16 protein-coding genes are annotated in these 19,115 nt (G+C 61.0%); 8 read left to right on the top strand and 8 right to left on the bottom strand.

All coding sequences use genetic code 11. The features are described from left to right. Window positions 1-8: 8 nt before the first annotated feature. The 4 genes from IFT98_RS12945 to IFT98_RS12930 form a co-directional block, all read right to left on the bottom strand. Entirely contained in the window at window positions 9-2,156 is a 2,148-nt protein-coding gene (locus IFT98_RS12945; RefSeq protein WP_244650950.1) for a TonB-dependent receptor family protein, read from the bottom strand. Between the two features lie 428 nt (window positions 2,157-2,584). Next, window positions 2,585-4,780 (bottom strand): TonB-dependent receptor family protein, encoded by a 2,196-nt coding sequence (locus IFT98_RS12940; RefSeq protein ID WP_192049067.1) that lies wholly within the window; start codon window positions 4,778-4,780, stop codon window positions 2,585-2,587. A 227-nt stretch (window positions 4,781-5,007) separates the two neighbouring features. Further along, window positions 5,008-5,649: a GNAT family N-acetyltransferase gene (locus IFT98_RS12935; protein ID WP_192049065.1), complete on the bottom strand. Its 642-nt coding sequence runs from the start codon at window positions 5,647-5,649 to the stop codon at window positions 5,008-5,010. Between the two features lie 94 nt (window positions 5,650-5,743). Next, a complete protein-coding gene (locus IFT98_RS12930) occupies window positions 5,744-6,094 on the bottom strand; it encodes a TonB-dependent receptor domain-containing protein (protein ID WP_244650949.1) in 351 nt (116 codons plus the stop codon). A gap of 106 nt (window positions 6,095-6,200) precedes the next feature. Here IFT98_RS12930 and IFT98_RS12925 point away from each other — a divergent pair, with 106 nt between their 5' ends. Beyond that, window positions 6,201-6,551 carry a helix-turn-helix domain-containing protein gene (locus IFT98_RS12925; protein ID WP_122477607.1) on the top strand — a complete coding sequence of 117 codons (351 nt, stop codon included), beginning with the start codon at window positions 6,201-6,203 and terminating at the stop codon, window positions 6,549-6,551. 116 nt (window positions 6,552-6,667) lie between these two features. Here the strand turns inward: IFT98_RS12925 and IFT98_RS12920 are convergent, their stop codons facing one another. Continuing rightward, complete coding sequence (locus IFT98_RS12920; RefSeq protein ID WP_122715619.1) at window positions 6,668-7,696, bottom strand: hypothetical protein; 1,029 nt, start codon at window positions 7,694-7,696, stop codon at window positions 6,668-6,670. A 214-nt stretch (window positions 7,697-7,910) separates the two neighbouring features. Here IFT98_RS12920 and IFT98_RS12915 point away from each other — a divergent pair, with 214 nt between their 5' ends. Then, window positions 7,911-9,065 (top strand): MalY/PatB family protein, encoded by a 1,155-nt coding sequence (locus tag IFT98_RS12915; RefSeq protein ID WP_192049062.1) that lies wholly within the window; start codon window positions 7,911-7,913, stop codon window positions 9,063-9,065. A 226-nt stretch (window positions 9,066-9,291) separates the two neighbouring features. Here IFT98_RS12915 and IFT98_RS12910 read toward each other — a convergent pair whose 3' ends face one another. Continuing rightward, window positions 9,292-10,011 (bottom strand): DUF72 domain-containing protein, encoded by a 720-nt coding sequence (locus IFT98_RS12910; RefSeq protein ID WP_192049060.1) that lies wholly within the window; start codon window positions 10,009-10,011, stop codon window positions 9,292-9,294. Further along, window positions 10,008-10,433, bottom strand: a complete 426-nt coding sequence (locus tag IFT98_RS12905; RefSeq protein WP_192049058.1) for a DNA methylase — start codon at window positions 10,431-10,433, stop codon at window positions 10,008-10,010. The genes IFT98_RS12910 and IFT98_RS12905 overlap by 4 nt, the downstream gene beginning before the upstream one ends. A 173-nt stretch (window positions 10,434-10,606) precedes the next feature. Between IFT98_RS12905 and IFT98_RS12900 the strand changes: the two genes are divergently transcribed. Continuing rightward, complete coding sequence (locus IFT98_RS12900; RefSeq protein WP_192049056.1) at window positions 10,607-12,604, top strand: peptidase U32 family protein; 1,998 nt, start codon at window positions 10,607-10,609, stop codon at window positions 12,602-12,604. 2 nt (window positions 12,605-12,606) lie between these two features. Then, window positions 12,607-13,725: an HPP family protein gene (locus tag IFT98_RS12895; protein WP_342214164.1), complete on the top strand. Its 1,119-nt coding sequence runs from the start codon at window positions 12,607-12,609 to the stop codon at window positions 13,723-13,725. An 11-nt stretch (window positions 13,726-13,736) separates the two neighbouring features. Here IFT98_RS12895 and IFT98_RS12890 read toward each other — a convergent pair whose 3' ends face one another. Further along, entirely contained in the window at window positions 13,737-13,958 is a 222-nt protein-coding gene (locus tag IFT98_RS12890; protein WP_192049052.1) for a hypothetical protein, read from the bottom strand. Window positions 13,959-14,172: 214 nt separating this feature from the next. Between IFT98_RS12890 and IFT98_RS12885 the strand changes: the two genes are divergently transcribed. From IFT98_RS12885 to IFT98_RS12870, 4 genes are all read left to right on the top strand, one after another. Then, window positions 14,173-14,865, top strand: coding sequence for a type 1 glutamine amidotransferase domain-containing protein (locus IFT98_RS12885; protein ID WP_192049050.1), 693 nt, complete (start codon window positions 14,173-14,175; stop codon window positions 14,863-14,865). A 248-nt stretch (window positions 14,866-15,113) separates the two neighbouring features. Then, window positions 15,114-16,313: a DUF1624 domain-containing protein gene (locus tag IFT98_RS12880; protein ID WP_192049049.1), complete on the top strand. Its 1,200-nt coding sequence runs from the start codon at window positions 15,114-15,116 to the stop codon at window positions 16,311-16,313. A gap of 214 nt (window positions 16,314-16,527) precedes the next feature. Continuing rightward, the gene (locus IFT98_RS12875) at window positions 16,528-18,768 is read left to right on the top strand and encodes a putative bifunctional diguanylate cyclase/phosphodiesterase (RefSeq protein ID WP_192049047.1); all 2,241 of its coding nucleotides are present in this window, start codon (window positions 16,528-16,530) and stop codon (window positions 18,766-18,768) included. Between the two features lie 115 nt (window positions 18,769-18,883). Further along, window positions 18,884-19,102 (top strand): hypothetical protein, encoded by a 219-nt coding sequence (locus IFT98_RS12870; RefSeq protein WP_122477590.1) that lies wholly within the window; start codon window positions 18,884-18,886, stop codon window positions 19,100-19,102. The last annotated feature ends 13 nt before the right edge of the window (window positions 19,103-19,115 follow it).

Genomic DNA, 19,115 nt, shown 5'->3' with positions numbered 1-19,115 from the left:
GGCAGCCATCAGAAGTTGTAGGTGACGCCGGTGAACGCGCCGAAGCCGTCCCCCGGATACAGCGCTGCGGTGTCCTGCCCCTGAGCGTTGTAGCCCGGTACGATGGCGGTCACGTAATCCTTGTCGCCGAGGTTTTTCAGGTCCACGTAGGCCTGCCACTTCTTGCTCGGCGCGTCGTAGCCCAGGCGGGCGCCGAAAATCGTGTACGACGGCGCGTTGAACGTGTTGGCGTAGTCCACCGCGGTGCTGGACGCGGAACGAACGTTGACGCCGGCGTAGAATCCACTGGCGTACTGGTATTGCAGTTCGGCCTGGTAGATGTGCTTGGGCAAGCCTGGCAGTTCGTTCTTGCTGAACGCAGGGTCGTGGCGGTAGTAGAAGTCGTTGAGGGTGTAGGCCTGGCGCCAGCTGAGTACATCACCGTTGCTGCCCTGCCAGAGCTTTGTGGTCAGGCCCGCCTCGATACCTTGATGGATGGTCGGGGTGGCGTTGGATGTCGAGACAATCGCTGCGCTGGTGCCGGTGGCGGCGGCAATCTGAGTCGTCAGCAACTCGTTCTTGACCCAGGAGCGGTACAGCACCAGGCTGCCGTCGAAACGCTCGGACTGGCCGCGGATACCGAATTCCACGGTGTTCGCGGTTTGTGGCACCAGCGGCTTGATGTAGTTGTTGGTTACCCCGGAGTTGGAGATCGACCACGAACTGGGCGGATCGATGGAGCGGCTGACGTTGCCGAACACTTGCAAGTTTGGGCTCAGTTCAAAACGCAGCCCCGCACGCGGTGCCAGGGACCAGTCGTCGTAGTCGTAGCGCGTTGGAAAGCCGCTGGTATTGGGCCGATCGCTGAAAGACACGTCGATGTCGCGCTTGATCTGAATCGCCGAGACGCCGGTGGTCAGGTACAACCGATCGGTCAGGCCCAGGTCGTTGCCGACGGTGAACACATGGTCGAAGGAGCCGTCGTATTTGACGTTTTTCTGCAGGAGGCCAAGGTCCTTGTCGCCGCGATAGGTCTTGGCGCCTGCGTTCAAGTGCTCGGTGCTGGTGAGGCCAAGAGTGGTGGTGCTGTCGAGGCCGAACAGCTGGTCGTAGCGGGTGTATTTGAGCGATGCGTTGATGTCGCTCCAGTCCCAGTAGTTGGGGTTGACCGTGCTGCGACGGTTCAGGATCTGCGGATAGTCGTGGTACCCAACGCCGAATTCCAGGGTGGCGTCGTCGTCGAAGGTGTAGGTGGTCTTGCTGGCTACCCAGGTAGAGCCGCGTTTGGTCGAGTCGCCGCGGCTGGCGCGCGTGGCCGCGTTGGTCTGGGTGCTGTCGTGCTTGAGCTGGGCGCGCGTCAGCGCACCGGCGTTTTCGTGAAATTCCTCCCGGTAGCGCACGATCAGACGAGTCTGAAGTTTCGGGTTGAACCGGTAGCCGAAGTTACCCACGACTCCCTTGGACTTGCTGAAGGTGTAATCCTGATAACCATCGCGTCGAGCGTTGTCGACGCTGACGAAATAGTCTGCATCACCGACCACACCGCCGGTGCGCAGGGTCTGTTTCTGCCAACCGAAACTGCCGCCTTCCAGTTTGATCTGGCTGCCCGGCGCGCTGTAGCCGGTATGGGTGATGAAATTGATGCCGCCACCCAGAGACAAGGCGCCGTACTCGAAGGCATTGGCGCCACGCAGGATCTCGGTGTACTGCAGGCCCTGCCCGTCCAGCAGCTCGTACGGAGTACCGCCGGCGCCGGTCAATGCCAATCCGTCGAAGAGGAACTTGGTGCCCTCGCGGAAGTAGCCCGGTGATGCATTGGCGCCGGAGCCGCGGATGGAAATCTTGACCGCGTCGTTGCCACCGGCGGACTGCGCATATACGCCAGGCTGGTACGCCAGAGTATCTTCGAGGCTGGCGGAGCGCCCTTTGTCGACCTCGGCCTGTTCGACCAGGCTGGTGCCCCCGGGCACTTCCTTGAGCTGCGCACGGGATTGCTCGACCGGTGTCGCCTTCGCGGCCTGAACAGTGACCGTTTGCAAACGTTGCTCTGATGTATCGGCGAAGGCAGGAGCGACAGTGAACAACAGGCAGGCACTCAGGCCTGAAGCGAATTCGGTATAGCGATAGGCGGTACTGCGCCGACTGTTCAACGACGGCGTATAGGCATGTAACTTCAAAAGTATTGCTCCCACCCAATGAATATAAGGCGAGCTTCTATTGGTATAGTCGGACTCGGTGATGAGGTCTGCGACGCCATCGATAACGTTGTAGATTGCAGTGTTCGTGCCAATCGCCAAGTGCCCTGAACAAGGAACTTCATTGATATCAGATAGCGGCTGGATGTTTGAAATGGCCGCAACTGCTTAATGACTGCTGTTCCAGCAACACTTATCATCGTTGTGGGAGCGGGCTCTGCCCGCGAAGAATGTCCCGCAATACACCAGACACACCGCAGCGCCCTTTTCGCGGCTGACGACCGCTCCTACCACGATAGGCAAATGACCCTGTAGGAGCGGTCCGTGGCCGCTAAGGGCGCGATTCGGTATGCCTGACACACCGCAGCGCCCTTTTCGCGGCCGAAGACCGCTCCTGCGCAGGCATTGAATCACCGGAAACTGTACTGCACCCCGGCATATGCGCCGAACCCATCCCCTGGGATGATTGCCCGCACATCATTGCCGCCGGCATTGAACGCCGGACTGATGGACGCGGCATACTTCTCGTCCGTCAGGTTGCGCAGGTCCAGATAGACATTCCAATCCTTCTTCGGCGAGTCCCATCCCAGGATCGCGCCCCACAGGTTGTAGGAGCCGGCATCCTTGGTATTGGCAAAGTCCATCGGCGTCTTGGACGCGTAGTAAGTGTTCACCCCCACATACACGCCATTGCTGAAGTCATAACGCAGCTCAGCCTGATAGTTGTGCTTGGGAATACCCGGCAACCGATTGCTGCCGAACTGCTCGTCGTCACGGTAGAAGAAGTCGCTGTAGGTGTAGGACTGACGCAGGTGCAACCCATCGCCGTCGTTCTGGTACAGCAGAGAATCAAGACCCAGCTCCACCCCCTGGTGAATGGTCTTGCTGGCGTTGTATTCGGAGGTCAGTGCATCGGCGCTCGAAGTCGCCTCCCTGATGATCACCGAGAGCAATTCATCCTGCACATGGGAGCGATAGAACGTCAGGTCCCAAGTGTTGTTGCCCAGCTGCCCACGGGTACCGAACTCCAACGTATCGGCGATCTGCGGCTCAAGCTTCTGTCCACCGGAATTGAGCCCGGTGGCCGGCCCGGATGTGAACACCTGCGCACCGGACACATAAGCCCACGATTGCTGCGCCTCGACCGTGCGACTGAGGTTACCGAACAACTGCCAGTTGGGGTTGATCTGATAACGCACACCCACCCTGGGTGCAAACCCCCAGTCGTTCTTTTCGATGGGGTTGTTCGGGTTGTCGGCCTCGCCACCCGCCGGATACGACACCTTTGCCTTGCGCTGGAACTCCACGGCGGAAAGGCCTGCGCTCAACCACAGTGTGTTGTCGATCCACTCGGTTTCATTGCTGGCGCTCAATACGGTGTCGGAGCCTTCGTACTCAGCCTTGCGCACCAATGCCCCGGACGGCAGGTTGGCGGTGATACCGGAAGGAATCCGCACCTTGGTCTTGGCGTAAGCATTCAAATGCTCGGTCCGCAGCACGTTGAACCGGGTGATGCTGTTCTTGCCGAACAGGGTATCCAGGCGGTCGTATTTCAAACTGGCGGAGTAATCGCTGAAGCCCCAGGCCGTGCGATTGACACCCTGTCGCGCGTCGATCGGGTAGTCGTGGTAGACCAGCCCCACTTCCAGATTGGAATCGTCATCGAAGGTGTACTGGGTCTTGCTGGCGACCCAGGTCGAGCCTGGCTGTTTGCGATGGGCGCGTACGTTCACGCTGGCCGGGTTGGCTTGTTCGGGGTCATCCTTGAGTTGCGCGCGGGTGATATAACCCGGCGTCTCGTTGTCGGTAGTTCGGTAGCGGTAGTACAGACGGGATTTCAACTGCGGCGAAAACTGATAGCCGAAGTTGCCGACAAAACCGGCGCTCTTGCCTTGGGTCTGATCTTGAAAGCCGTCCGACGCCGAGTCGGTGAGGCTGACGTAATAGTCGAGCGGACCCAGCACTTGCCCCGAACTGATCTGACGTTTCTGATAACCGTAACTACCGGCTTCGTAGCGCACTTGCAACGGCGCGGAGTCGTAGCCGGTCTTGGTCACGTAGTTGATTGCACCCCCCAGATACAACGAGCCGATATCGAAAGCGTTGCCGCCGCGCAGCACTTCGGTATGGCTCAGGCCCAGCGGCTCGAACAGTTCGTAGGGAGTACCGCCAGGCCCTGACACCGGCAGGCCGTCGAACAGGTAGAAAATACCGGCGCGGAAATAACCCACGCCCTTGTTGATACCCGACCCGCGAATGGAAATCCGTGTGCCGTCGTTGCTGCCGCCGCCCTGCGTGGCGATTACACCGGGCTGCAGAGCGAAGATATCGGTACTGGTCGACACGCGCCCCTTTTCAACGGTCGCTGAATCAACATAGTTGACCCCGCCTGCCACTTCCTTCAAAGCCGTTTCGGCGCGTTGGTTCTCGTCCAGCCTGGCACCCTGAACAACTACGGTACTCAGTTGACTGGTCGGCTTCTGCTCGGCCGATTCGCTGACCTGTGCGGCATGAAGTTGACCGACAAACAGCAATGTCGCCCCAGCGCCTATGGCCGACGGCAAACGACTGCGTGCCGTCGTTGTTGCAATGACTTCCCCGTTCATTCCCTGCTCCTGCTTGACTCATATAACACCGCCCTGAAAAAAGACGGTGCTTATTTATTGGCAACAGGGTGATAGCAGAGAGCGTGCCAGCTATTGAGCGGCTGAAACTCGTTAAAACCGTACATTAGAGCGGCCAAGTGGCTGCCAGCACACACTTGCTGATGGACGACTGCCCGGAGATGAACACTTGAACCGTATTAACGTCTGTCATTTAGCGTTAATGATGTTTACCTGCAGGAGTAGTCATCGGCCGCGCAGGAAGACCCTTGCAACCAATCAGCATCGCCACGCTTGAACACCAGCGTGTCACACACCCCGAAGACATCGGATCGACGATCACCGACCAAGGTACGAACCAGGCGAAACCCGACCGAATCCGCGAGCTGGCGGCTGGCGGTGTTGGCCGAAGACGTAGTCAGGTACAAACGTGTTCCAGGCAACTGGGCAATCAGTGCCGTCAATGCTTCGCGCATCAAACCCCGGCCCTGAAATGATTGGTTCGCCCAATAGCCTATTTCGTGGGAGCCATCGGGCTTGGGGGTGAAGCCGATACACCCCACCAGTTGCTGCGGGTGCTCGCGAGTCAGCAGGAAGAACTTTTTCTCCGCATCGTGGCGGACGAAATCGCTCTGCGCTCGCTGCAGGGTTTCCAGCGTATCCGCCAGCTCCCAGCGGGGCCTGCTCCAAACCAGAAACAGACAGTGGGTTTCGTAACTTGCATTCAGGGCGTCCGCCAGGGGCTGTGCCAGAGCAACATTCGGGGCGAGTATTTCAAGACGTGGCGTCAGCAGCGGTGTCTGCACATCTATCAACACAGCCTCGCCCTGCCAGGCTTGCATTTCAACCGCTTTGAATTCCGTTTCCTGCATGTGATCGCCTCCTCCTGGATCGGTCCGCGCAACGTCCGCTTGAGTGGTGCACCCTAGCCATTCGGCGCCCGATACGCCATGCAGAATCGGTCACTCAAAACCGAAACGCAACGCCAGTGGTGACATTGAACGCATCCCCCGGGTAGAAATTGGGCGAATCCTGCCCGCGGGCGTCGTAGGTGGTGTTGGCTGCGGTGGCGTAGCGTTCGTCGGTCAGGTTGCGCATGTCCAGGAACACGTCCCAGCGTTTGCTCGGAGCTTCGAAGCCTACGCGGGCGCCGAGGATGGTGTAGGACGGTGCGCTGAAACTGTTGGCGTAGTCGACGAAATAGCTAGAGGCCGAACGCAGGTTGAGCTGGGCGTAGAAGCCTCCGGCCTGTTGGTACTGAAGCTCGGCCTGGTACACGTGGCGTGGCAGGCTGGGCAGTTTGGTCGCAGTGAACAATGCAACGCCGCTCGATACAAAAGTGCGATATGAACCACCAGATTGCATGGTTAAAGTTCGTTGGCACTCATGCCCAGTATGACCAGATCGACGTGGAGACCATCTGATGAATCTCAAACCCATCCGTAACGAGACAGACCTTCAGAAGGCATTTGTTCGCATGGAGGAGCTGTGGGGTGCGCAGCCCGGTACTGCTAGTGCCGACGAATTGGAAGTCCTCGCGATACTTATCGAGAAATACGAAGACCAGCATTACCCTATCGGTCCGTCCAATCCTATCGAAGCGATAAAATTTCGAATGGACCAGCAAGGACTGAGTATGCGCGATCTGGAGCCCTTCATCGGGTCGAGTGGGCGTGTGTCTGAGGTATTGAACGCCAAACGCTCATTGAGTCTTGCGATGATCAAGCGCCTGCATGTCGGGATGAACATTCCCTACGAAAGCCTACTGGGCTAGCCTTTCTTCAGTCGAATGTTACCGGCTTCGAATCGCATATTCGTAGCCCAAGAAAAAGCCCACGCTGACCAGGTCAGCGTGGGCTTTTCTACAACCGTATTATTTGCGCAGATCAATTAGACCGCAGCAACAACCTTGGCAGGTGGCTGAGTGCGACGACCCAGTACACCGGCACCGGCCGATACCAGACCCGAGATCACCAAGGTGATCAGCAGGATCCAGGCGCCTTGCGAAACACGCTTGGCGGCCACTTCGGCAGCTTCACGGGCTTTCTGCTCGGCCTGAGCTTTCAGCTCTTGATACTTGGCATAAGCCTGACGGTAGCTGGCCTGAGCCTGATCGACGATCTGGTTGGCTTCAGCGTCGGTCTTGTTACCACGAGCCTTGATCAGGTTGACCAGTGCTTGACGGTCGGCAGCATCCCAAGCCTGGTCACCCTTGGCCTTGATGCGGTCCATCAGACCACCCAACTGATTGTCAGCTTGCTGAGGATTCTCGGCGCTGCGCTGAGCAGTGTTCTGAGCATCCTGCTGAGTAGCCTGGGCTTCCTGCTTGACGTTGTCCGGGTTCAGCTCGGCTTTGCCGGTCTGACGCATGGCCAACTCGATTTCACCCTGGATATCGTCCAGATTGAAGTCGATGCCCTGTGCGCGCAGCTGATCCTGGATCTTGTCGCCCAGTGCTGGAGCCACTTGGGCGATACCGCTGCCCAGCGCCGACATGCCACTGCCGGCCAGATTCAGGCCGCCACGGACGACGCCGGTGACTGCACTGGACACCAGGTAGACGGTGATCAGCGAAACACTTGCCCATACCAGCAGACCGTGGAACGCGCCTTCGCGCTGTGCCAGACGACCTGCAGCCCAACCACCTACGAACAGCGAAATGACGGCGCTGACGACCACCCAGATGCCGGCACCGGTGCCAATCCCGGACAGCGGATTGGCTTCCTGCATCGGATCGATGGTGGCCGTACCGATGGCCGTGCCCAGCAGGTTCAACAACAGCGAAACAACCATGGCCAGTACCACACCGGCCAGAATTGCACTCCACGAAATTCGCTTGAGCAACGGCGCGGTCGTGGCGTGGTCATGGTAGACCGGGGTGGTGTAGCCGTCTGGAGCGATACGGTCATCGCGGATCATGATGGTAGTCCTTGGGGTCAATGGCAGGGCGGGTACAAGCACCCGCTTACTGCAATGACCCAGGCGCAAGTGCAAAAGTTTGAAAAAAACCCTGAATATCTTTTTACGTACGAATGTGCCATATCGTCTGCCATCGGTAGCCTGCCACCTTTGCGCTGAGTAATATGCCGCCACAAGCCCTTCAATTTTCACGTATTGCAGCCCCGAGCACATGATGAGCACAGACCTGGACACGCTGTTCGACCGCACCGGCACCAGCAGCACTAAATGGAGCCGCTACCCGGAAGACGTATTGCCCATGTGGGTGGCCGACATGGATTTCGCCGCGCCACCAGCAGTCATCGAACGGCTACAGGCGCGCCTGGCGCACCCCGTTCTGGGTTACAGCATGCCGTCCGAAGCGTTGCGTCAGGTGCTGGTCGATTACCTGCGCGATCACTATGACTGGCAGGTGCAGACGCAGGACATCGTGGTCCTGCCCGGCGTGGTGCCCGGGGTCAACATGGCCCTGCATGGCCTGGTGGCCGAAGGCGCCGGCGTGGTGGTGCATACGCCAAACTACCCACCGCTGCGCGAGGCGGCCGGGCACTGGAAGATGCGCAGCATCGAAGTTCCGCTGACCGCCAATGCGCAAAGTGAATGGTCCTGCGACCCGCACCGCCTGCAACAGGCGCTCGGCGACAGCGCAGCGTTCATCCTCAGCAACCCACACAATCCGCTGGGCAAGACTTATTCGCGCGACGAGCTGCAGGCCATCGCCGAAACCTGTGTAGCGCAGGATGTGTTGATCATCAGCGACGAGATCCATGCCGACCTGCAGTTCGACGGCCGTCGTCATGTCCCGATGGCCTCATTGTCGCCTGAGGTCGCCGAGCGCACCATCACTCTCATGTCAGCCAGCAAGACGTATAACGTGGCTGGGTTGAAGACGGCCTTCGCGGTGATCCAGAATCCTGAATTGCGCGCGCGCTTCGATGCCGCGCGGGTGGGCATGGTCGACAGCGTCAATCCGCTGGGCATGGAGGCCACCCACGCCGCGTATGCGCAGCCGGGCGAGTGGCTGCAACAGCTGAAAACCTACCTGCAGGGCAACCGCGACTATCTGCTGGAAACGATTCGCGCGCGTCTGCCGGGCATCGTCGTCCATGCGCCGCAAAGTACCTACCTGGCCTGGCTGGACTGCTCGGCCCTGGGCCTGGACAACCCGCATCGCTTTTTCCTTCAGCAGGCGCGCGTGGGGTTGAGCGCCGGCACGGATTTCGGCGAAGGCCTGGAACAGTTCGTGCGGCTCAATTTCGGCTGCCCGCGCTCACTGCTGACCGAAGGCCTCGCCCGCATCGAACGCAGCCTGCAAAACCGCCCCCTGTAGCAGCGGCGCAAGCCGCGTCCGGCCTCGACGCGTTCACCCAGACACACCGCAGCCATCGCCGACGCGGCTTCAACCCATTCCTCCAGACACACCGCAGGCACCGCCGACGCGGCTCGCGCCGTTGCTACACGCACAGCAGCCGCATCCGCACCCAACGCACCCCCTGTAGCAGCGGCGCGAGCCGCGTCCGGCTTCAACGCGTTTAACCATGCACACCGCAGCACCGCTAAGGCGGACACCGCGTATCCAACGCATTGGCGAGCGCGGCGCCCGAGGCGGTGTTGTCGAACACACACCAGACCTCGGCGTCTGCGGCGGCCTCCGCCAGGAGCACGCGCAAGCGTGACAGATACTCGGCGTCGTACGCGTCGTGGTAGATGCGCGGCGAGCCATGCAGCCGCCAATATCGGAAGCCGCGCCAGCCACTGGGGGTGCTATCGGTGGCAATGCGCGAGGGATCGACAGCCGCCTGCACAATACGCTGCGCCTGCAGCAGCGGCTCGGCCTCGACCCAGGAAGGGTGACGAGGTTCGACCACCACCGGCCCGACAAATCGCTCGCGCAGACAAGTGAAAAAGTCCTCGGCAACCTGAGCGTCGAACACCAGCGAAGGCGGCAACTGCACCAGCAGGCAACCAAGTTTTTCGCCAAGCTGTTCGCACTGCGCCAGGAATTCGTCCAAGGCCGCGGCGCACTTTTCAAGCCGTTGAACATGAGTGATCTGTTTCGGTACCTTGACCGAGAAACGGAAATCATCGGGCACCGAAGCCGCCCATCGCGCATAGGTCTGCGGCCGGTGCGGACGGTAGAACGAACTGTTGATTTCGACACAGCACAACTTCGACGCGTAGCGCTGCAGATGCGTACCGTCAGGCGCGAAGCGCTCGGCATATTCGCGTGACAGGCTCCAGCCGGCGCAGCCTACCCGTATGGAGTGACTGTTCAAAACAGCACCCCGCCCGCCTCACGCATGAAAATCTCGACGGTTTTGGGCCCTACACCTTCGAACGCTTCCAGCTTGCGTTCGAAGTCGTGACGATCCGTGCTTGCCGCGCGCATCTCACCGATCATACCGCCATACTCGGTTTGCAGCTTTTTCGCCAAGGCGCTCAAGCGCGTTGCGGTACTTTCGTCATAGCGCACGTAATGCGCCTCGCCCAGCATGGCCACCAAGTCGCGGTGCGTGCAGTTACCCAACTTGCGTGGCGTGTCGCGGCCATGCTTTTCGACCAGCACACGATAGGCTTCTACGGCAATGTCCGCCTGGATGCGCTTGCCCATCAGAAAGCTGGCGAGCAGCCATTTGAACAGGCCGTTTTCGTCGCGAATGTCGATGCCCAGAGCCTGGGCGGTGATGTGCTTGCTCATCGGCAGTATCCTCCATTGCCAGGGGCACGGGCGCTGCCCGGTAGACGCCAGCCCAGGCCGCCGGTTCGATTGGTCTGCGTGGGCGAACGGGGCCGCGACGCGCGGACCGTGCCGTCCCGCTCATTCGCCGCTACAATGGCGGCCTTGACCGTGATGACTCAGACCAGAAAAACATGTCCCTGCCCAAGCACCACCTCGAACTGCTCAGCCCCGCACGCGACGTTGCCATCGCCCGCGAGGCCATCCTGCATGGCGCCGATGCCATCTACATAGGCGGCCCCAGCTTCGGCGCGCGTCACAACGCCAGCAACGAGCTGAGCGACATCGCCGAGTTGGTGACCTTCGCTCGCCGCTACCATGCGCGGGTGTTCACCACGCTCAACACCATCCTGCACGACAACGAACTGGAGCCGGCCCGCAAGCTGATCCACCAGCTGTACGACGCCGGCGTGGACGCCTTGATCGTGCAGGACCTAGGCGTGATGGAACTGGACATTCCGCCGATCGAGCTGCACGCCAGCACCCAGACCGACATCCGCACCCTGGCTCGGGCCAGGTTTCTCGACCAGGCCGGGTTCTCCCAACTGGTGCTGGCGCGCGAGCTGGACCTGAGCGAGATCCGCGCGATTGCCGCAGAAACCGACGCGGCCATCGAGTTCTTCATTCACGGCGCCCTGTGCGTGGCCTTCTCCGGTCAATGCAACATCTCCCATGCACACACCGGGCGCAGCGCCAACCGTGGCGACTGCTCCCAGGCCTGCCGCCTGCCCTACACCCTCAAGGATGACCAGGGTCGCGTGGTGGCTTATGAAAAACACCTACTGTCCATGAAAGACAACAACCAGAGCGCCAATATTCGTGCGCTGGTCGAAGCCGGCGTGCGTTCGTTCAAGATCGAGGGCCGCTACAAGGACATGGGCTATGTGAAGAACATCACTGCCTACTACCGCCAGCGCCTGGACGACGTATTGGAAGACCGCCCGGACCTGGCCCGCGCCTCCAGCGGCCGCACTGCGCACTTTTTCGTACCAGATCCGGACAAGACTTTTCACCGCGGCAGCACCGATTATTTCGTCAGCGAACGCAAGATCGACATCGGCGCGTTCGACTCGCCGACTTTCACCGGTCTGCCGGTGGGGCTGGTGGAGAAAGTCGGCAAGCGCGACATGCTGGTGGTCAGCGAGCAGCCACTGTCCAACGGCGATGGTCTGAACGTGCTGGTCAAGCGCGAAGTCGTGGGTTTTCGCGCCAACATCGCCGAGCTCAAGAGCGAGTTCGAGGAAGATGGCCACAAGCGCTACCGCTATCGGGTCGAGCCCAATGAGATGCCTGCTGGGCTGTTCCAGCTGCGGCCCAACCACCCGCTCAACCGCAACCTGGACCACAACTGGCAGCAGGCACTGCAGAAGACGTCCGCCGAGCGGCGCGTAGGCCTGGCCTGGCTCGCCCAGTTGACCGAGCAGCGCCTGCAACTGACCGCTATCAGCGAGGAAGGCGTGCGCGTGGACGTCACGCTGGAAGGCCCGTTCGGCCCGGCCAACAAACCCGAGCAGGCCCTGGAGCAGTTGCATGACCTGCTGGGTCAACTGGGCACCACCCAGTACCATGCGACAGCCATCGAACTGGACGCGCCACAGGCATTCTTCATTCCCAATTCGCAGCTCAAGGCATTACGCCGCGAGGCCATCGAGGCGCTGACCGCCGCGCGTGTGCAGGCCCATCCTCGTGGCAGCCGCAAGGCCGAAACGACCCCGCCGCCGGTTTATCCGGAATCGCACCTGTCGTTCCTGGCCAACGTGTACAACCAGAAGGCCCGCGACTTCTACCTTCGGCACGGGGTCGAGCTGATCGATGCCGCGTACGAGGCCCATGAAGAGCTGGGCGAAGTGCCGGTGATGATCACCAAGCACTGCCTGCGCTTCTCCTTCAACCTGTGTCCCAAACAGGCCAAGGGGGTGACAGGCGTGAAAACCAAGGTCGCGCCCATGCAGCTGATTCATGGCGATGAAGTGTTGACCCTCAAGTTCGACTGCAAGCCGTGCGAGATGCATGTGATCGGCAAGATGAAAGGGCATATCCTCGACCTGCCGTTGCCGGGCAGCGGGGTCCATGTGGTCGGTCAGATCAGCCCGCAGGACTTGATGAAGACCATCCGCCGCGCCCCGCATTGACAGTGTCACGACTGCGCGCACTCTGGCCCAGCCGCCAGCCGATCAACGCTCGAGAAAAATGGCGCGCCTGCATTGGCGCCGCATTGGGCGTGCTGGTGGTCTGCGCCATTGCGGCGCTGGGTCTGCAAGGTCACTGGGCCGCCGAACACGGCGCATTGGGGTTGGCCATCGTGGCGCCCATCGGCGCCAGCGCGGTGCTCGTGTTTGCCCTCCCCGCAAGCCCCCTGGCGCAGCCCTGGTCGGTGGCGGGCGGCAACACCCTGAGCGCGCTGGTGGGCATTGCTTGCGTCAAATGGGTCCCCGACCCAACGCTGGCCGCGGCCCTCGCGGTTGGCCTGGCAATCGCACTGATGCTCGCTGCCCGCTGCCTGCACCCACCCGGCGGCGCGGCGGCGCTGCTCATGGTCGTTATGGGCTGCGAGCAGTTCACCTATGCGGTGAATCCGGTGCTGATCGATTCGCTGCTGCTGGTCGCCGCCGGGCTGATCTACAACAACCTGACGCGTCGGCCATGGCCCCATGTACCCGCCACCAGCACGCCGTCCAACCCCAGCCGTTTCAGCCATGCCGACCTCGACGCCGCACTGGTGCACTACAACCAGGTGCTGGACGTTGACAGAAATGACCTGCAGGCACTGCTCGAGCACGCCGAGGCATCGGCGTACCAGCGCAACATGGGTGAGCTGCGCTGCGTCGAAGTCATGAGCCGCGAACCGATCATCGCTCGCCAGGAAATGCCGCTGCGCGATGCCTGGGCGCTGATGCGCAAGCACAGGATCAAGGCACTGCCGGTCATCGACCGACAGCGTCATCTGGTGGGCATCGTCACGGTGGCCGATTTCATGCAGCAACTGGATCTGGATGCCCATGACGGCGTCGCCTGGCACCTGCGTGCCCTCCTGCGTCCCCGCCGGAACCAGCCGACCACGAGCATCGTCGGGCAGATCATGACCCGTTCGGTACGGGTAGCCAGCGCGGACCGGCTGCTGACCGAGCTGGTGCCGGTGTTCTCGGAAAATGGCCACCGACACATCCCCATCATCGACAGCGAACGCCATCTGGTCGGCATCATCACCCAGTCCGATCTGATCCGCGCGTTGTACCAAGCCGTGAGGGCCTAGCGCACGGCGCCTTAGACCACTTCGATGTCGGTCAGCCCCATCCGCGCCGCCTGCTCGAGAACCTGCTCGTCGGTGTCCTCTGCAGTCGGCATCACCAAGCTGTTTTCGCCGTCGCCGAAATGTAATTGCAACAGATGCATCACGATACTGTGAAGACTCTGTTCGACCTCGGCCGGTGGGGTCCAGCTGCGCGGAGCGCCGTTGAACAGGTATCGCACGGTTGCAGTTGCCATTGGCCAAATCCTCTCGGTGGTGGGCGCGGGCCCGTTCTGGAAGGCCGCAAAGGGTCGGTCCTGAAGGAAATGACTGGACTGATACGCCAGCGTTCCATCCGGCCCCAAGCATACCCGCCGCGGATTGTCTTGAACGTCTGCGGCCAGGTGCTTTCTGAAAACAGACCCGGGCAATGCGATGCGTTGCGTCCCTACACCTGCAGGAGAAGTTTGCATGAAGATCTTGATGGTTCTGACGTCCCACGATCAACTGGGCGATACCGGCAAGAAAACCGGCTTCTGGCTGGAAGAATTCGCCGCACCCTACTATGCCTTCGTCGATGCCGGCGCCGAAGTGACCCTCGTCTCGCCCAAGGGTGGCCAGCCACCGCTGGACCCCAAGAGCGATGAGCCGGATGCGCAGACCGATGCCACCCGCCGCTTCGCCCAGGATACGCAGGCTCAAAAGATGTTGGCTGATACCTTTCCCCTTGGCGAGGCCGACCCTTACGACTTCGATGCCGTGTTCTATCCAGGCGGCCACGGACCGCTGTGGGACCTGGCCGAAGACAACGATTCGAAGACCATCATCGAAGCCTTCTACGCCGCCAACAAACCTGTTGCGGCTGTGTGCCATGCACCCGGGGTGTTCAAGAACGTCAAGTCGCCCGATGGCGATTCCATCGTCAAGGGCAAGAAGGTTACCGGCTTCACCAACTCCGAAGAAGATGCCGTCGGTTTGACGGACGTCGTGCCGTTCCTGGTTGAAGATATGCTCAAGGCCAGTGGCGGCGAGTATTCCAAAGGGCCGGATTGGGGCAGCTACGTGGTCGAGGACGGCCATCTGATTACGGGCCAGAACCCGGCTTCCTCCGAAGCCGCCGCCGAAGCGCTGATCAAGCGCCTGCAACAGGAAGAAAACGCCTAACTGCGTTACCCCCCCGGCCAGCCGTTGCGCCCCCTTCGCGGCCAATGACCGCTCCCACGAGCCGTACGCCCTCTCACTGTGGGAGCGGTCCGCGGCCGCGAAGGGCCTCGACCGATAAACCTGACACGCCGCGCTGCCCCCTTAGCGGCCGATGCCGCTCCCACACTGTGAGCAGCGGCAATAATCATTCTAAAGTTTCATGTTATATCGTAACATCCGCATCCCGATCTATTCACGGATGCCATCCCATGGCCGACGCCGCTGCTTCCCCCCATTTTCAGGGCACTCTCTCCACCGCCACGGTCACTGCTGCCTCACGCACCCGCATGCTCGCGATCGACGCTTTGCGCGGCTTGGTCATGCTGTTCATGCTGGTAGACCATGTCCGAGAAACCTTCTTCCTGCATGTTCAGGTAAGCGACCCCATGGACCCGCTGAACACCCCTCCCGAACTGTTCTTCACCCGTATCAGCAGCATGGTCTGCGCGCCCGTGTTCGTCTTTCTCACCGGCCTCTCTGCCTGGCTGTACGGGCAGTCTCACAGCCCTCGGGAAGTGTCGATTTTCCTGTTGAAACGCGGCCTGTTCCTGGTTTTCCTCGAACTCACCCTGGTCAACTTTGCCTGGAACGCGACACTGGTTCCGACCACCCTGTGGCTGCAAGTGATATGGGCCATCGGCCTGAGCATGATTGCGCTGGCCGCGCTCATCCACATGCCGCGCACCGCCCTGGCGATCATGGGCGCAGTCATCGTCGCCGGGCACAATCTGCTGGACGGCATCATCCTGACCGCCGACTCGCCATTTTTCGAAATCTGGTCGATCTTGCACCAGCGCGCGTTTCTGGAAATCACCGAATACACCCGCGCCCGCACTACCTACCCCATCCTGCCGTGGATCGGCCTGATCGCGCTGGGCTACTGCGCCGGCCCTTGGTTCGCCCGCGGCGCCGACCCGGCCCGACGCCAGCGTCTGCTGCTCAATTGGGGTATCGGCCTGATCCTGGGCTTCATCGCCATTCGCTATCTCAACGGCTACGGCGAAAAACCCTGGAGCGTGCTGGACGACAACGTGCGTACCTTCATGAGCTTCATGTCGCTGACCAAATATCCGCCGTCGCTGCTGTACCTGATGCCGACCATGGGCGCAGGCTTGCTGCTGCTTGCGTTGTTCCAGCGCCTCGAAGGCCGGAAAGTGCTCGAGGTATTGTCGCGCTACGGTGGCGCACCGATGTTCTTCTACGTGCTGCACTTGCTGGTGCTCAAGGCGATGTACCTGCTCGCCGTGCAGATCTGGGGTTTGAACCAGGGTAAGTACTACGGCTTCGATAGTCTGGCCGGAATCTGGCTGTGGACCGCCGTACTGGCCGTAGCCCTGTACTTTCCCACCCGCTGGTTCGCGCAACTCAAGCAGCGTCGACGCGACATCGGCTGGCTGAAGTACTTCTGAGCGAGCTTGAATCGCGCCTGTGTTACCGCTTGAACCAGGTAGACGACCGTTGATCGCTACCCTGCTCTCTTGCGCCGATATTGAAGCGTACAGATGCACTTTAAGGGCTCAGGGGCAGTCCGACCGGAAGGCGTGGTATCACTATCACAATGATGTCAAAATGACATCGAGTGACAGGAGGTCGCCTTTTCCCGTCCTTGTCTGGGTCTTTTACATGCTCGCAGTCGTCCCTGAAAAAGATACAAAGCACACCGCTCTTAAAGGTCTGGTTCAGGCGGCGGCGGCCATCACCCACTGTTGCGGCGGCCTGCTCATCGAAGGCGCACCCAGCGCCTGGCGCGTGACTGCCGCCTTTGGCACCACGCGCGAAGTGCCCGTCGACGCCGCCACCGAGTCCTGGCTACGCATGCTGATGTCCTACGGCGACGTGGTCGACATTGGCGACGGCTCGCCTTTCATCCACTCGATCCCGGATTTCCTCGGCTCGCTGGCTGACACGTACCGCGTATGCATCGCCGTCAAAGACCACAGCGACGCGCTCGTCGGTATCGTTCTGCTGGCGCTGACGCCACCGTTCAAGTTGCTCAGCGCCGCCCAGATCTACGCACTCAAGACTCACTCCGTTGCCCTTTATCACCCTGCACCGTCGCTGCTGGTCCCCGCCAGTACCGGCCCTGCAGGGGTGATCGAGCGTCTACGCCTGCTCGAATCGGTGGTCGTCCATGCCAAGGATGCGATTCTGATCACCGAAGCCGAGCCGATCGACCAGCCCGGCCCGCGGATCGTCTACTGCAACCCTGCCTTCCTGGCCACCACCGGATTCAGCCTGAAAGAAATCGTCGGCAAGACGCCGCGCATCCTGCAGTGCGAGGAAACCGATCGCGGCACCCTCGACCAGATCCGCAGCGCCCTGTCCAAATGGCAGCCGATCGAAGTCGAACTGATCAACACGCGCCGTGACGGTACCCGCTTCTGGGTGCAGCTGAGCATCGTGCCAGTGGCCAACGAAAAAGGCTGGTTCACCCACTGGGTGTCCGTGCAGCGTGATATCACCGAGCGCAAGGAAGCCGAAGAAAGCCTCAAGCAAGCTCAGATCGACCGCGAGGAACAGGTAGCGCTGCGCTCACGCCTGGTGGAGCGTGAAAGAATCCAGGAAGAGCTGACCTACGCCGCCTTCCATGACGACCTGACCCGGCTGAAGAACCGCGCTTATTTCATGGCCAAGATTCAGGAAGTGTTCAACCTTGACCATGCCGAGCGCGAAGCGGCGGTGCTGTACATGGACCTGGATCGCTTCAAATACATCAACGACGGCATGGGCCACCGTGCCGGTGACATCCTGCTGCAGATCGTGGCGCAGCGGCTGGAGTCCTGCCTCAACGGCAACGCCGTGCTGGCGCGCATCGGTGGCGACGAGTTCGCTATCCTCCACACCGGCAATGACTCCAAGCACGCTGCGATAGAGACCGCGCAACGGGTCATCCAGGCGCTTGGAGTCGCCGTCGACGTCGAGGGCCAGGCGATCTTCACCTCCTGCAGCGTCGGCATCGTCACACTCGACGCCGCCCACACCAGCGCCGAAGATCTGGTCCGCGATGCCGACGTCGCCATGTACGCCGCAAAGAAACGAGGCCAAGGCAAATGGACCTTGTTCGACCTGTCCATGCGCCAGGCGGCGGTCGATTTGTTGCTGATGCGCAACGCGCTCAAGCATGCACTTGCGCGGGAAGAGTTCTACCTGGTCTATCAGCCTATCTTCGCCGCCCGCTCGCGCCGCATCGAAGGCGTCGAGGCGCTGGTCCGCTGGCAGCACCCCGTGCTCGGCAACGTGCCGCCCGACGTGTTCATCGCAGTGGCGGAAGACATCGGCATCATTCATGAAATGGGCCGCTGGGTCATGCAGACCGCCTGTACCGAGCTCAAGCGCTGGAACGCCAACGCGGCCACACTGAAGCTCAATGTCAACGTCTCGGGTGCCGAGCTCAACCATGTCGGGTTCGTGGCAAAGGTCGCGGAAATACTGAAGGACACCTCCTTCAGCGCCCACAACCTGCAGATCGAAATCACCGAATCGGTCTTCCTCAACGAACCGGAAACCGTGGCCATCGCCCTCGCCGACCTGCGCGAGCTGGGCGTGCACATTGCACTGGATGACTTCGGCACCGGCTACAGCTCGCTGGGCTACATCGACCGCTACCCGATCGACTCGATCAAGATCGACCGCTCGTTCGTCACGCGCATGATGACCCACCGACGCACCATCGCCATCGTCACCAGCATCCTGTCCTTGGGCAGCGCGCTGGATGTCGACATCGTCGCCGAAGGCGTGGAAACCCAGGACCAGCTGGACCGGCTGCAGGCATTGGGCTGCCCGTTCGTCCAGGGCTACCTGCTCAGCCCGCCGCTGCGCGGCGAGGAAATGAAGCAGTTGATGGCAGCGCGCAACGATACCTGAACGCTACCGCGCGCCTGATCACATCAGGCTCGCGGCGGTGGAGGCATGCTCGCAGGTGGATAGCTTTTGAAGGCGGATCGAAGCTAAGCTGCGCGCTCTACGGAAGGAGTCTGGAATGAAAACACTGTCTGCACTATTGATCCTGGGGGTACTGAGCGGCTGTGCTTCCTACAGCGACCGAGGCACCGGCGAAGGCGGTCGCGAGATCGGCAGCAAGGGCTACACGGTGCGCTGTGACGCCACGCCCGCCAATCAACCTGGCTGCTATTCTCCGCCGCCCTCCTATTCGTGGAATTTCATGAAGAATTTCCATCTCAAGCTTGGGCAGAACTGATCCGCAAGATCGG

The sequence above is a fragment of the Pseudomonas sp. CFBP 8770 genome (assembly GCF_014841705.1).
GTDB lineage: Bacteria > Pseudomonadota > Gammaproteobacteria > Pseudomonadales > Pseudomonadaceae > Aquipseudomonas.
This window is presented reverse-complemented; position numbering and strand designations above follow the sequence as displayed.